The following is a 13,937-nucleotide window of genomic DNA, read 5'->3' on the forward strand; positions in this document are numbered from 1 at the left end:
TGTGCGCTGTCATCAGTGCCCTGCAAGGCGTCGGTCACAACGGTGGGCGGTCTGGCTACTTCGTGCCGATCCTGGCCGTGGTCGCGGCCGTGAACGCGGTGTTCCTGGTGGACACCGCGTTCGGCCGCACGGTTGTCGACCAGGAAGGCGTCACCTTGTGGCGTCCCCTTCGCCGCCGCATCGTGCGCTGGGACGACGTCGATGCTTTCGAGCAGAAGGAGTCGGGAGACGGCGACGTCAGTCGGGTCCTGCTGCGCACCGGTTCCGGCCGGCGGCGTGTGCTGCCGGCGCCGATGAACGCGTCGTGGGGGCTGGACAACGATCTGGGCGCGGAGGTTCGCGAATTGCGGGCGCGGCTGGCGATGGTTCGTGGCGAAGTCGGGGTGGGTGGCCGTTCCGCTTAGGTAGATGGCTGATTAGGTGGATGGCTGCTGAGCTACTGCCTTCGTGCCATCGCCGCTTCGAGGATCGCCCGCGCGTGTGCTTCGGCGACTGCCTCGTCGTTGAGGAGATAGGGCGGGCAGGTCTGCGCCGGAGGCTGGGCGTCGGCTTGGACCGGAGGCTGGGCGTCGGCTTGGACCGGAGGCTGGGCGTCGGTCGCAGGCCGGGCGTCGGCCGGGGGCTGGCTGTCGCTGCCGGCCAGAGCCGCGATGAGCTCGGGGATCTGGTCGGCGCCGAGGTGGTGCGGGCGGAGTTCGGTCAGGCCGGTGAAGACGAAGGCCACCTGGTTCTCGCCCGGGGTGTAGCGGAATTCGTAGTCTGCGAAACCCGCGACCGCGCCGCCGATTTCGTTCCCGGTCTCGGTGGAGCTGCCGCGGGCGGTGCCGCGGGTTAGCGCGGCGCCCATGACTTCGGCGTCCTGGCCGCGCCGGGCGTTGGGGCGGGCGAGGAAGGGGCAGGTGAAGGCGGCGAAGAGCATGCAGATGCGGTGGCCGGGTGCCTCGGGGGAGGGCGCCTTGTTGGCGACGCTGCGGCCGGCGGCCTGGGCCGCGACCAGCGCCTCTGTTTCGGCGGCCGCTATCACGCGGTAGACCGGGCCGGGGGGCATCGGGGTGCCGCAGATCGAGCAGCGGCGCTCGACCGCGCAGATCAGGGAGCGGGCGGCGCTGGTGATGGCGAACGTCGGGTGGCCTTCGGGATCGCGCGGCGTGATGGCCGGGGTCGGGTAGCCGCGGGCATCGTGCGGCAGGGCGGCTATCGCGGGCGGCACCGGGATCGCGCGGGGCGTCATGGCGCTATTGAAGCACCGGCGCGGTGACTGTGGGGCGTGATCAAGTGCGCGGTACGTGGCGGTAGCATCACGAAACGGTCATCACCGCGCAAAAGTTGATAACTGATCGGCAACAACCCTTGGCGTTTCAGCCATTTCTCAGCATGATTTGCTGGTGGGTCGGAGCTGGCGCTTCACCTGGGGCGGGGACTGATGAAGCGCCAGCTCCGCTCGCCGTTTTCCGGGCGGTGCGGGGAAGCGGCTCTGAGTCGGGGCGGTCACCATCGGCATTGGACGTACCATCCGCTCCGGCTGCACCAGCCGCACCGGCAACCGCGCGGCCGAGACCGCGTCCCGCATCGCCGCCGCCAGCCCGCCGAACTCCTCGGCGCGCGCCGACGACGACCGGTGGACCAGCCCGATCCGCCGCGAAGGCGCCGTCCCGTCGAAGCGCCGCGCCTCCAGACCCGACCCGGCGCGGGCGTCCACGGCGACCGCCGTCTCCGGCAGCAGTGTCACGCCGATCCCGCCGGCCACCAGCTGGACCAGCGTCGACAGCGAGGCTGCCCGCGTCGCCCCGGAGTCGGTGACGCCGACCTCGGTGCACACGTCCAGCGCCTGGTCTCGCAGGCAGTGGCCTTCTTCCAGCAGCAGGATCTCGTGTTCCTTGAGCACCGCACGCGAGACCGGTCCGTCCCCGGCGGGCAGCGTGTGCTCGGGCGCGACGACCAAGAAGTCCTCGTCATAAAGCGCCAGTTCCTCAACGCCCGCCGGCCCGGCCGGCAACGCCAGCAGCCCGAGGTCCAGCCGGCCGGTCGCTATCCCGTCGAGCAGTACTGCCGTCTGCTCCTCGTGCACGAACAGATCCAAGTCCGGGAACCGCTTCTTCAACGGCCGCAGCAGCGCTGGAAGCAGATACGGCGCCAACGTCGGGATCACCCCGACCTTCACCGTCCCGGTGAACGGCTGACGCGCCGCGGCCGCTTCCTCGACCAGGTCGTCCATCGCCGCCAGCACCCGCTGGGCGTGCCGCGCCACCCGCTCCCCGGACGGCGTCAGCAGCACCTTCCGCGTGGTGCGCTCGACGAGCCGGGTCCCCAGGTTCTCCTCCAGCGCCGCGATCGCGCCGGACAGCGCCGGCTGGCTCATCCCGAGCATCGCGGCCGAGTCCCGGAAGTGCAGATGCTCGGCGACCGTCGCGAAGGCCTTGAGCTGGGCGATGGTCGGGGTGCGGAGCGGGGTGCGGAGGGACGTGGCGGTATTTGAGCGCGGCAGGGCGCGGACAGGCACAGCGGTGCTCCAGGCATGCGCGGTTGCGATTGATAGACGAACTTTATCGCGGTATGCGCATTGTTCGGCGCGCGGTGATCAATCGCCTGGGCGGCTGGAGTCCAGGCGGCCGGAGTCCGGGCGACTGGAGTCCGGGCGGCTGGAGTCCGGCCGCACCAGCGACGCCAGCAGCTCCCGGTAGTGCTCGAACCCCGGATCGTCGGCGTCCGCCTCCTTCGCGGCCTCGTCCCAGCGCCGCAGCCGCACGGCGTCCGCCGAGTGCGGATCGGCCTCGAACGCCGCGACCTCCTCGGCCGACATCGGACCGCCCTGCACCGACAGCGTGTAGACCGAGGCGGCGGACAGCTTGGCGAAGTACCCCGGCTCGACCGCGCACAGGTAGCGCTTGGCGGCGACGTGCATCCGCACCGGCTCGGTGACCTCCGGCCCGAACCACCCCGCGAGCCAGTCCGCGCCCTGGTGGCTGTGCCGGTTGTCGCGGCCGGCCATCAGGTCCCGGCCGTGCACGGCGCCGGTGAAGTGGCCGACGTCGTGCAGCAGCGCGGCCGCGACGAGCGTCGGTGCCGCGCCGTCCCGCTCGGCCAGCGCCGCCGCCTGGAGCATGTGCTGGGCCTGGGTGACCGCCTCGCCGAGGTATTCGGCGCCGCCCTCGCCGGTGAACAGGGCGGCGATCCGGTCCACGACGGCCTCGGGGGCGTCGGCTGCTTCAGGGGTGTTCGCGCTCACTCTCCGAACGGTAGCCACCGGCCGACGTGCGGCGTAACCAACGATCGGCCTATGGCGGCCATCAAGCAGATGTACGGAGGGCAGCCATGAAAGCCGCGGCCCGCCGGGTGATCTCCTCCCAGTCCCCGGCCATCACGACGTCCGGCGGCACCACATCAGTACCCGCACACACCGCGAGCGCCCCCTGCGCCAGGAAGTCGGCGGCGTTGCCCGCGTTGACGCCGCCGGAGGCCACCAACGGCAGTCCCGGATACGGCCCGCGCAGGTCCTTGAAGTAGCCGGGGCCGAAAGCCTTGGCCGGGAAGATCTTCACGGCCGCGGTGCCGAGGTCCAGGGCGGTCGCGACCTCGGTCGGGGTCAGCGCCCCGAGCACGACCGGGATCCCGGCGCCGTGCGCGGCCTCGGCGACCTCCGGCCGCAGGCCCGGGGTGACGAGGAACGACACGCCGGCGTCGATCGCGTCCTTCGCCTGCTCGGCGGTCAGCACGGTCCCGGCGCCTATGCGGTGCCCGGCGGCGACGGCGGCCCGAAGGTGCGGGACCACGTTCGGCGTGCTGAACGTGAGCTCGGTATAGGTGATGCCGCCGGCGGCCAGCGCCGCGCACAGAGCCGGTGCGTCAGGGATCGAAGGTGCCCGGACCACGGCTATGACCGGTTCGGCGGCCAGGGCTTCGCGGAACTCCGGGTGCGGAAGGTCGAAAATCATAAGGCTGATACCCCCTGCTCGTCTCGTCGCAGCGCCCGGCCCGGGAGCGCTCCGGTGGGCCTGCCGTCGGTCACCACCGACACGCCGTTGACCAGCACCTCGACGATCCCCTCGGCGGCCCGGCGCGGCTCTTCGAACGTCGCGGCGTCGCGCACGGTCCGTGGATCGAACAGCACGAGATCCGCGTGGTGGCCGACCCGGACCAGACCGCGCCGGTCCAGGCGCAGCCGTCGGGCCGGGCGGCCGGTCATCCGCGCGACGGTCTCCTCCAGCGTCAGTACTTTGAGATCGCGGCTGTAGTGGCCGAGATAGCGCGGGAACGTGCCCCAGGCCCGGGGATGCGGACGGGCCCCGACCAGCAGGCCGTCACTGCCGACCGTGTGCGTGCGGTGCCGCATGATGGCCCGCACGTTCTCCTCGTTGCCGACGTGGTGCAGGATCGAGGTGCCGAGCCGGTCCTCGCGCAACAGGTCGAAGAACACCTCGGTGCCGGTCACGGCCCGGGCCGCCGCGATCTGGGCCACGTTCTGCCCGACGACGCCGGCCAGCGCGGGGTCGCGGACGCCGGAGATCTGGATGGTCCGCCAGTCGATGACCATGCCGTGGTTGCCGTCGCTGCCGCGGTCCTCGACATCGCGCCGGATCCGCTCCCGGGACGCCGGATCCGCCAGGCGCGCCAGCGTCGCGTCCGGGCCGCCTTCGGCGGACCAGCTCGGCAGCAGCGCGGCCAGGGTCGTGGAGCCCGGTAGATAGGGGTAGGTGTCCAGGCTGATGTCGCAGCCCTCTGCCAAGGCCGCGTCGACCAGTTCCAGGAACTTGGCGGCGCGGCCGGCGTTGACGCTGAAGTTCATGGTGGCGTGCGCCAGGTGCAGCGGGCAGCCGGAGCGGCGCGAGATCTCGATCATCTCGGCGTAGCCGCCCAGCGCCCCCGCGCCGTAGGAGCGTTGGTGCGGCGAGTGGTAGCCGCCGTACGCGGCCACGACTTCGCAGAGCTCGATCAGCTCATCAGTGCTCGCATACATGCCCGGGGTGTAGGACAGCCCGCTGGACATGCCGACCGCGCCTTCGCGCATCCCCTGTGCGACCAGTTCCCGCATGCGGTTCAGCTCGGCGCGGCTCGGCTCGCGGTTCTCCCAGCCCATCGCGAGCATGCGGACCGAGCCGTGCGGGACCAGGTAGCAGGCGTTCACCGCGATACCCTGATCCAGCCGGTCGAGGTATTCGCCGACCGTGCGCCAGTTCCAGTCGAAGTCGTCGGGATCGCCGTTCCAGCCGGCGATCTGGCGGCGTAGCGCGGGCCGGGTGGTGTCGTCGGCCGGGGCGTAGGACAGGCCGTCCTGGCCGAGGACTTCGCAGGTGACGCCCTGCGTGACGCGCGAGGGGTGGTCGCGCTCGACAAGTGTGCGCAGGTCGGAGTGCGCGTGCATGTCGATGAAGCCGGGTGCCAGGACCAGGCCGTCGGCGTCGATGGTCCGCGCCGCGGCCGACCGCCCCGGCGCGGTGTCCGCGGCCGTGATGACGCCGGTGATGACGCCGTCTGCGACGGTGACGTCGGCGCGGAAGCGGTCGGCCCCGGTGCCGTCCACGACGGTCGCGCCGCGCAGGAGCAGGTCTGCCATCAGAAGAACGTCCTCACCAGATCGACGACCTTCGGGTCGGCGCTGTCGGCGTCATCGAGGACGGGGATCAGCGTCCACTTGTCGAGCGCCGTGCACGGATGCGACAGGCCCAAGCGGATGACGGCGCCGATCGGTGCGCTGGTGGCGGCGTCGCGGAGGAAGGTGTGCTGGTCGTTCATGGCCGTGACGACGCCGCGGGCCGGTGCGGTGTCGGGCGTCGGTCCGGTGCCCCGGACGAGCTGCGGCACCGGCAGACCTTCGTCGAACGGCAGGTCGCGCTTTCCGGCGTCCAGGAGCCAGAGCTGCGGCTCGGGGTGGGAGACGACGCGGGCCCAGCCGTGCATCGCCGATCGGAAGCGTCCGCTGTCGGTGTCCGTTGCGGTGCGGGCGAGCGGGGAGACGCCGCGGTAGTAGCCGTCGTCGTGAATGACGTAGGCGCCGGCGCGCACGACGACTTCGGCCGCTGATTCACTGACCGCCGGGACCAGGACCTCGGCGACCAGATCGAAGTAAGCGCTGCCGCCGGCTGTGACGATGGAGTGCTCGGTCTCGTAGGCCGGGGCCAGGCGCCGGTGCAGATCGGCGAGGTCCCGGAGGTAGGCGCGGACGGTGTCGAGGCTTTCGGGGGCGGTGTCGTGGGCCAGGGAGCCTTCGTATCCTGCGACACCGGCGAGACGCAGCGTCGGCGCGGCGTGGACGGCCTTCGCGATGTCTTCGGCCTCTGCGATGCTCCGCGCCCCGGTCCGGCCGCCCTCGCCGCCGAGCTCGACCACGACCTCGATCGGGCGGTCGGTCTCGGGATCGGAGCCCCTGCCGACACCCGCGGCTTGTAGCGCCTCGTCCATCAGGGTGACGGTCCGCACCGAATCGGCCCACGAGACGAAAGCGAAGTCCGGATCGGCGGCCAGCTCGCCGGCGATCCACGCCAGCCCCGCCGGATCGACAAGGGCGTTGGCGAGCATCAGGCGCTGGACGCCGAAGGCGCGCGCGACGTGCAGCTGCGGGAGGTTGGCCAGCGTGATGCCGACCGCGCCGGCGTCCAGCTGCGCCTGCCAGAGCGCGGGCGCCATCGTGGTCTTGCCGTGCGGCGCGAGCCCGACGCCGGCTTCGTGGCACCAGGCGGCCATCGTGCGCAGGTTGTGGTCCAGGGCGCCGGCGTCGAGGGTGAGGAGCGGGGTGCCGAGGTCGGACAGGTGCGGGGACGAGGCGAGGTAGGCGCGCGTGGTCCGGCCCCAGGCTTCGGGCGGCAGGGCTTTGAATCGCCAGTCCAGGTGCTCATCGGCGAGAGCGCAGACGGCGGTCCGATCGATGCCGGCGGTCGCGGTGCGAGTGCCGAACGTCTGGTGGGCCATCCCTGCGTCACCTCCACTGCCTGGGGCGTTGCAATATATGCAACGGACGTTGCATATGCTGTACTTCGGTTCTAGCATTCCAGCCGAAGGGCGGTCAACGCTGGACGAGACGACGGGACCGACGGATGGCTGGGGAAGCGCGAGTGCCAGGGCAGGGCGCGGGGTCCGGTGCGCCGTGGGCGGTGTGCATCGGCGAATCGATGGCCGCGCTGTTGCCGGACGCGCCCGGCCCCCTGGACGGCGTCGAGTCGTTCGCGGTGTCGGCCGGCGGCGCGGAGTCGAACGTGGCGTGCGCGCTGCGTGCGCTGGGCGTGCCGAGCGCGTGGGTCAGCCGGGTCGGCGCCGACGGGTTCGGCCGGCGGCTGGTCGGCGAGGTGACACGGCACGGCGTCGACACCTCGGGGGTCGCGGTCGACGCGGCGCGCCCGACCGGGTTGTATCTGAAGGAGACCGGCGGCTCGGCACGGGCGGGAGACCTCGGCACCGGTCGCAGCAGACTGCATTACTACCGGGCCGGGTCGGCGGCGTCGGCGATGTCGGCGGCGACGCTGCGCGAGCCCGCGGTGGCACGGCTGGTGGACGGCGCGCGACTCGTGCACCTGACCGGGATCACGCCGGCGCTGTCGGAGACGTGCCTGGAGATGGTGCGGGCACTGCTGGAGGCGCCGCGCGGCGACCGATTGGTGAGCTTCGACCTGAACTGGCGGCCGGTGCTGTGGCGCGACCGCGACGCCGGGGTGCTGCGCGAGTTCGTGAACGCGGCGGACGTCGCGCTCCTTGGTGCGGACGAGGCCGAACTCGCCTTCGGCACCGGCGATCCGGCGGAACTCAGGGAACTGTTTCCCGGCCCGGCGACGATCGTGGTGAAGGATGCCGAGCGCGTGGTCACCGCGCTGACCGCGGACGGCGCGGTGTCGGAGCCGGCGCTCACGGTGGACGTGGTCGAGCCCACCGGCGCCGGCGACGCCTTCGCCGCCGGCTATCTGGCCGGCACGCTGCACGGCTACGACCAGCGCCGACGTCTGCGCATGGGCCACCTGGCCGCCGCCTCGGCGCTGGTGGCGCACGGCGACGTCGGGGAGCTCGGCGACCTGACCACCGCCGAGCTGCTGGACGCGTCCGAGGAGCAGTGGCGCGCGACGCGCATCTCGGCCGACGGCACGGTGATCGGGGCGGTGCGGACGTGATGGTGCGGACGTGATGGTGCGGGCGAGATGAGGCGGAGGATGGTGCGGCGGGTGCGGGTGATGACGGCGCGGCGAGCCTTTTCGGCAGAGCTTCCGGGGCGATCGGCCTGCTCCGTCGACCGGGTGCCGAGCCTTTCTGGCAGTTCCGCCACGGCGCTCAGTCCGGTCAGCGGGAGGGTGAGGGTCCCATGACCCAGACCGTCACCCGCGCGCTCCGCCTCCTCGCCGAGCTCGGCGAGGGCGAGCGCTCGCTCGACCAGCTGGCCGAGGTGATCGGCGTGCACAAGACCACCGCGCTGCGGCTGCTCCAGTCGCTCGAGGAGGACCGCTTCGTCCACCGCGACGCCGAGTACCGCTACCACCTAGGCGCCGGGCTGTTCGCGCTGGCCAGCCTCGCGCTGGAACAGAGGAGCATCCGCCGGATCGCCGCGCCGCATCTGGCGGCGCTGAACGCGGCGACCGGACAGACCGTGCACCTGGCCGCGTATGAGGGCGGCGAGGTCGTCTACATCGACAAGTACGACTCGCGGCACAAGGTGCGCATGTACTCGCGCATCGGTCTGCGGGCCGGGTTGCACAACACCGCGGTGGCGAAGGTGCTGCTGGCCGATCTGCCGGTGGCCGAGCGGCGCCGGGTGGTGGCCGGGATCGAGTTCGTGCCGCACACGCCGAACACCATCACGTCGGCGCCGCAGCTACTCGCGGAGCTGGAAGCGGTGGCCGCGCAGGGATGGGCCCAGGATCACGCCGAGCACGAGACGTTCATCAACTGCGTCGGCGCACCGGTGCGGGACGCGTCCGGGCGGGCCGTGGCCGCGGTGTCGATCTCGGTTCCGGACATCGTCTTGAACTACGAACAGGTGCTGGAACTGTTGCCCCAGTTGACGGACACGGTTCGAGCCATCTCGGCTGACGCCGGCGCCCCATGACTTAACCCTTCCTGACCGACAGAACCATCCGCGAAAGAAAGTGAGCCCCCTGATGACCTCCTCGAAGACCGAGATCCGCACTGACGGCGCCCCGGCCCCGATGCCGGTGTTCTCCCAAGGCGTGCGGAAGGGCCCGATCCTGCAGGTGTCCGGCCAGGGCGGCGAGGACCCGGCGACCGGCGAGTACGTGGCGCCCGGCGACGTGAAGGCGCAGACCGCGCGCACGCTGCTGAACGTGAAGGCGATCATCGAGGCCGGCGGCGGCACCGTCGACGACATCGTGATGTTGCGCGTCTACCTCACCACGCGCGAGCACTTCGCGGCGATGAACGAGGCGTACGCGGAGTTCCTGGCCGCGAACCTCGCCGCCGACGGCGTGAAGCCGAGCCGGACCACGGTCTTCGTGGAGCTGCCGAAGGAGTCGATGCTGGTCGAGATCGACGCGTTGGCGGTCGTCGCCTGAGGCGGCTTCATGGCCGGCGCGTGACACCGGAACCTGATTGAGAATCAGGGTTCGAGTTCGGGGCTGTGCGGTGATGGACGCGCAGCCCCAAGCTCTTTGGCGAGCAGCGAGACGTCGTCAACGAACACGGTCGCCATCGTGGCGTTCCGGGGCGGCGCGGGGCGTGCGTAGAAACACGTATTTCGCTACTGACGTTCGGGTTGAGGTAGTCGCGGGGCTCTTCGGCCTGAGGTTCGCTGGCTACGGTGTTGGGTCATGGCCGACCCGATTGTTCCGAATCCCATGGACCCGCTGACGCCGCCCACAGAGCCCGGCGGGTTCGTGCCCCCGGGATCGCCCGCGCCGTTCGCGCCGCCTATGCCACCGGTGCCACCCGCGAGGGCCGGTTCACCGCTCCGCTCCCCGGTCGTCGCCGGTGTGGTGGGGCTGGTGGTCGGCGCGGTCGTGGTGGGCGTGCCGTGGTTGCTGACGTCGTCGAGCTCAAGCCCCTTCGGCGCGGACAAGAGCGCGCTGACCGCTCCGGCGTCGATCGGCGCGTTCACCCCCATGGTGAAGAACTCGAAGACCCCGGCGGCGACCCTCAAGACGATGGAGGAATCCGCCACGGTTGGTGCCAAGAATCTGTCAGCCGCGTATGGCGGTGCCGCGGCGGTCTCGCAGGAGTATTCGGATGCGGGGCTTGAGAACTACGTGGTGTTGGAGGCGGTGCGCGCGCAGAGCCCGATCCCGTACGTCCCCTACGAGGACGCGCACGCGCTCGGGATGGACAAGCCGGAACAGGAGATCGATACGTTCGGGCAGGTGCACTGCCTGATCGCGAACATCCCGGTCGCGGTGGGCCAGGCGGCGCAGCCGAACGGCACCAGCGCCGTCACGTGTGAACGCACGTCCGCACACCTGACAGTACGGCTGCGCTTCGGCGGCGACGGAGACGTGATGCACTCGCCGCAGCAGGCCGCGGCGCTGGTGGACACCGCGTGGGGAGAGCTTTCGTAGCCGTGGATCGCGGGTTCAGGACGCGCCTTTAACAGTGGTCTTATTCGCAGAGTTCTTCTTATCGGCCTCGGCGGTCCAACCGACCGCGATGGTCAGCACGCCGGTGAGCGTTCCGGCGGACGCCCACAGCGCGCCGATCGGCGGCAGCCAGGTGTGGAAGATCACGGCCCCGCCCGCGACCGCGCAGAACGCGGCCCCCGCACCGGCGGCGAACGAGATGAGGCCGCCCAGCACCCGCACGGTGCCGCCGGCCGCGTTCGGGATCGCGTTGACGCCGGCGGTGGTCCAGAGCGTCGCGGTGACGAGCACGACGAGGCCGGTCGGTGCGCAGACCCACCAGCCCGGGGAGTAGGCGTCGCGGGTCTTGTCGATGAGGTTCTGGGCCGCCACTCGGGCGTCCTGGTCGGCGATGACCGGGTGCCAGGCGGTCGGGATCTCGGCGTGCTTGAGCGCGTAGAGGGCCAGGCCCAGCAGGCCGAGCATCAGCAGGAAGGTCGCCTTGGCCTGCCAGGGGGCCCTGCGCTTCGCAGTGGTCTGAGTCTCGGGCTTCTTCGGATCCTTATTCGCGGCTCGTGCTCGGCGGTGGTCCCGGGCCGTTTGGATCCAGTCCTCGGACCGGAGGGTCGCCGCGGTCGCGACCTTGCCGATCGCTTTGGCTAGCAGAGCGAGGGCCGGTGCCACTTTCGCGTTGCGCTGCTTGGGATCCGTACGTTGGAAAGGACGCGTGTAGGCGCGGGTTGAGGTGGTCGGGCCCAGTTGTTCGGCCGCGTTTTGCGCGGTGGTCAGCGCGTCCGCGAGTCCGGGTCGCTTCGCGGGTTCCTTCTGGAGGAGCGCGCCGAGGAGTGGCTTGAGGACACCGGCGCGTTGCGGCTCCGAGGGATCGTCCAGCAGGACCGCGGTGAGCGATCCGGTGGGGGTGTCGCGGTGGAAGGGCGAGACGCCCTCAACCGCGTGGTACAGGGTCACGCCGAGGGAGAACAGGTCGCTGGCGTAGGTGGCCTCCTGCCCGCGCGCCCGCTCGGGGGCCATGTATTCGGCCGAGCCGAGAATGACGCCGGAGGCGGTGATCGAGGGATCGGCGTCGTGCACGGCGATCCCGAAGTCGGTGAGGAGCACCTCGCCGTCGTCGGTCAGCATGACGTTGGCCGGCTTGATGTCGCGGTGCACGACTTTGACGGCCTGCGCCGCCCGGAGCGCCTGGAGCAGGGACATGGCGAGGTAGACGGCCTCGGTCTCGGAGAGCGGGCCGTCGTCCTTGACCCGGTTGGCCAGCGTCCGGCCCTCGACCAGCTGCATGACGATCCACGGACCGCCGTCGTCCACCACGTCGTGCACCGCCACCACATTCGGGTGGTCGCGCAGCTTGGCGGCATGCCGGGCCTCGCGCAGCGCCCGCTCGGTCTGCGCCGCCCGCTGCGACTGCGGCGCGTTCAGCGGCAGCCGGACTTGTTTGACGGCCACGTCGATGTCCAGCGACTGGTCCTTGGCCCGCCACACCTCCCCGAACCCGCCCTCGCCCAGCTTCGTCAGCAGCCGGTATCGGTCGCCGACCAGCTGCCGCGACCTTGCTTCCGGCCCCGATCCCGTCCCCGGCCCCGATCCCGTCCCCGTTGTGTACACCACGGTTCACATGTCCCCGCTCGCGGCGCGGTTACTCAGGGGAGGTATGGCGATTCCGGTGCCGAACGCTGCCGGCGCCCAGGACCAGGACGATCGCGAGCGCGACGAGGAGGACGGCGTGCTCAGCGAGGCTGACGGCGTCGCGCAGGGCTTCTGCGTGCTTGGGGTCCGCCGCCCGACTCGCCGCCTGGCCACCGCATTCGCGAGTTCGGTGATGCCGAGGCTGCGGCTGGGCCCGAGGCGTAGGCCGGCCGAGCTCGTGGGTTCCGCACTGGCCGGTATGCGGTGTTTCAGCCTTTTGATGGACACGAGGGTGAGTGCGGTCTCGCTGAGGGCCGGAGGCCGCTGCGCCTAGTAGGTGCCGCCGGATCGGGGCTGATCATTGTAAGGTCGACTGATCCGAATCCACCGCTTCAACCGGGGGGAACATGGCACGCCGCATCGCTGTCTTCGGGGCCGGGTACATCGGGTTGGTCACCGGGGCTTGCCTGGCCGAGCTGGGCCACACCGTTGTGGTCCGCGATATCGCCGAGGACAAGGTCGCGGCGCTGCGGGCCGGGCGGGTGCCGATCTACGAGCCGGGGCTGGCCGAGTTGATCGCCGCCCATGCCGAGCGGCTGACGTTCACCCTCGACGCCGACGAGGCCACCGCCGAGGCTGAGGTGGTGTATGTGTGTGTTGATACGCCGCCTACGGCGTCCGGTGACGCCGACCTGTCGCGGGTCTGGGCGGTCGTGGACTCGGCCAAACGTGCGGCGCATCTGAAGGCGTTCGTGGTGAAGTCGACGGTGCCGGTCGGTACGGGGGCGCGGATCCGCGCCGTCTTGGACACCGCCGGTCTGGCGCAGGTCGGCTATGGTTCGAACCCTGAGTTCACCGCCGAGGGGCGCGCCGTGCGTGACTTCATGCGGCCCGACCGGATCGTCATCGGGGCGTTCGATGAGGCCACCGCCGCGCTCGTCGCGGAGATCCACGAAGGCGTGGACGGGCCGGTGATCACCATGGACGTGCCGAGCGCGGAGATGGTGAAGCTGACGAGCAACGCGTTCCTGGCCACGAAGATCTCCTTCGCCAACGAGATCGCCAACATCTGCGAGACGACCGGCGCGGACGTGACGAAGGTGCTGGGCGCCGTCGGAGCCGACCACCGGCTCGGCAAGCACTTCCTGCACGCCGGCATCGGCTGGGGCGGCTCCTGCTTCCCGAAGGACGCCGTCGCCCTCAAGGCGCTGGCGTCCAACGGCGGCTATCACCCGCAAATCCTCACGGACGTCATCGAGGTCAACAACCACCAGCGCCGCCGCGCCGTGACCCGGCTGAAGGACGAGATCGGCCCGCTGACCGGCAAGACCGTCGCCGTCCTGGGCATGACCTTCAAGCCGGGCACCGACGACATGCGCGAGGCGCCGTCGACAGTCATCGTCGACCGCCTCCTGTCCGAAGGCGCATCGGTGGTGTGCTGGGACCCGATGGCCCGCACCCCCGCCCACGCGCCCTGGACCGCCATCCGCCGCGCGGAGTCGGTCGAGGAGGCGCTGAGCGGCGCGCACGCGGCGATGGTGGTCACGGAGTGGCCGCAGCTGGAAGCGGTGGACTGGCGCCTCGCGGCGGAGTCGATGGCCGCCGCCGTGCTGTTCGACGGGCGGAACGTGTTGGAGCCCGAGCGGATGGCGGAATGCGGGTACACGTATATCAGCGTCGGGCGGGCGACGGTTCGGCCATAGGGGTGGTTGTAGCCGGTAGCGGTAGCCGCGTAGCAGGATCCTGTCACGCTCTACGAGACGTTCGACAGCTCGGAGCTGCTGTTTTCTTCTGAGTCAGGAGTAACTGTGGTGGTTG

The 13,937-nt window shown here is 71.0% G+C and carries 14 protein-coding genes; 7 read left to right on the forward strand and 7 right to left on the reverse strand.

Annotated elements, in window-relative coordinates; translation table 11 throughout:
- The first annotated feature begins 62 nt into the window (after positions 1 to 62).
- Positions 63 to 404, forward strand: a complete 342-nt coding sequence (locus KGQ19_RS06920; RefSeq protein ID WP_212008240.1) for a hypothetical protein — start codon at positions 63 to 65, stop codon at positions 402 to 404.
- A 32-nt stretch (positions 405 to 436) separates the two neighbouring features.
- On the opposite strand, the gene KGQ19_RS06925 is transcribed toward KGQ19_RS06920, so the two are convergent.
- The 6 genes from KGQ19_RS06925 to KGQ19_RS06950 all read right to left on the reverse strand — a co-directional run bounded on the left by KGQ19_RS06925 (position 437) and on the right by KGQ19_RS06950 (position 6,903).
- Positions 437 to 1,231: a hypothetical protein gene (locus tag KGQ19_RS06925; protein WP_212008241.1), complete on the reverse strand. Its 795-nt coding sequence runs from the start codon at positions 1,229 to 1,231 to the stop codon at positions 437 to 439.
- A 138-nt stretch (positions 1,232 to 1,369) separates the two neighbouring features.
- Entirely contained in the window at positions 1,370 to 2,500 is a 1,131-nt protein-coding gene (locus tag KGQ19_RS06930) for a hydrogen peroxide-inducible genes activator (protein WP_212008242.1), read from the reverse strand.
- Between the two features lie 78 nt (positions 2,501 to 2,578).
- On the reverse strand, positions 2,579 to 3,226 hold the full coding sequence (locus tag KGQ19_RS06935; RefSeq protein WP_212008243.1) for a phosphonate degradation HD-domain oxygenase: 648 nt from the start codon (positions 3,224 to 3,226) through the stop codon (positions 2,579 to 2,581).
- A gap of 61 nt (positions 3,227 to 3,287) precedes the next feature.
- On the reverse strand, positions 3,288 to 3,932 hold the full coding sequence (locus tag KGQ19_RS06940; RefSeq protein WP_212008244.1) for a bifunctional 4-hydroxy-2-oxoglutarate aldolase/2-dehydro-3-deoxy-phosphogluconate aldolase: 645 nt from the start codon (positions 3,930 to 3,932) through the stop codon (positions 3,288 to 3,290).
- Positions 3,929 to 5,551, reverse strand: coding sequence for an N-acyl-D-amino-acid deacylase family protein (locus KGQ19_RS06945; protein ID WP_212008245.1), 1,623 nt, complete (start codon positions 5,549 to 5,551; stop codon positions 3,929 to 3,931). Before KGQ19_RS06945 ends, KGQ19_RS06940 begins: the two co-directional genes overlap by 4 nt.
- Entirely contained in the window at positions 5,551 to 6,903 is a 1,353-nt protein-coding gene (locus tag KGQ19_RS06950; RefSeq protein WP_212008246.1) for an alanine racemase, read from the reverse strand. Before KGQ19_RS06950 ends, KGQ19_RS06945 begins: the two co-directional genes overlap by 1 nt.
- Before the next feature lie 125 nt (positions 6,904 to 7,028).
- Between KGQ19_RS06950 and KGQ19_RS06955 the strand changes: the two genes are divergently transcribed.
- The 4 genes from KGQ19_RS06955 (at position 7,029) to KGQ19_RS06970 (ending at position 10,478) form a co-directional block, all read left to right on the forward strand.
- Positions 7,029 to 8,090 carry a sugar kinase gene (locus tag KGQ19_RS06955; protein ID WP_212008247.1) on the forward strand — a complete coding sequence of 354 codons (1,062 nt, stop codon included), beginning with the start codon at positions 7,029 to 7,031 and terminating at the stop codon, positions 8,088 to 8,090.
- 188 nt (positions 8,091 to 8,278) lie between these two features.
- Positions 8,279 to 9,019 carry an IclR family transcriptional regulator gene (locus tag KGQ19_RS06960; protein WP_212008248.1) on the forward strand — a complete coding sequence of 247 codons (741 nt, stop codon included), beginning with the start codon at positions 8,279 to 8,281 and terminating at the stop codon, positions 9,017 to 9,019.
- Between the two features lie 52 nt (positions 9,020 to 9,071).
- On the forward strand, positions 9,072 to 9,482 hold the full coding sequence (locus tag KGQ19_RS06965) for a RidA family protein (protein WP_212008249.1): 411 nt from the start codon (positions 9,072 to 9,074) through the stop codon (positions 9,480 to 9,482).
- Positions 9,483 to 9,737: 255 nt separating this feature from the next.
- The gene (locus KGQ19_RS06970; protein ID WP_212008250.1) at positions 9,738 to 10,478 is read left to right on the forward strand and encodes a hypothetical protein; all 741 of its coding nucleotides are present in this window, start codon (positions 9,738 to 9,740) and stop codon (positions 10,476 to 10,478) included.
- Positions 10,479 to 10,493: 15 nt separating this feature from the next.
- Here the strand turns inward: KGQ19_RS06970 and KGQ19_RS06975 are convergent, their stop codons facing one another.
- Positions 10,494 to 12,101, reverse strand: a complete 1,608-nt coding sequence (locus tag KGQ19_RS06975) for a serine/threonine-protein kinase (protein WP_212008251.1) — start codon at positions 12,099 to 12,101, stop codon at positions 10,494 to 10,496.
- Between the two features lie 43 nt (positions 12,102 to 12,144).
- On the opposite strand from KGQ19_RS06975, the gene KGQ19_RS06980 reads away from it, so the two are divergent.
- On the forward strand, positions 12,145 to 12,453 hold the full coding sequence (locus KGQ19_RS06980; protein WP_212008252.1) for a hypothetical protein: 309 nt from the start codon (positions 12,145 to 12,147) through the stop codon (positions 12,451 to 12,453).
- 73 nt (positions 12,454 to 12,526) lie between these two features.
- On the forward strand, positions 12,527 to 13,822 hold the full coding sequence (locus KGQ19_RS06985; RefSeq protein WP_212008253.1) for a UDP-glucose dehydrogenase family protein: 1,296 nt from the start codon (positions 12,527 to 12,529) through the stop codon (positions 13,820 to 13,822).
- The last annotated feature ends 115 nt before the right edge of the window (positions 13,823 to 13,937 follow it).

It is taken from the genome of Catenulispora pinistramenti, from assembly GCF_018274385.1.
Lineage (GTDB): Bacteria > Actinomycetota > Actinomycetes > Streptomycetales > Catenulisporaceae > Catenulispora > Catenulispora pinistramenti.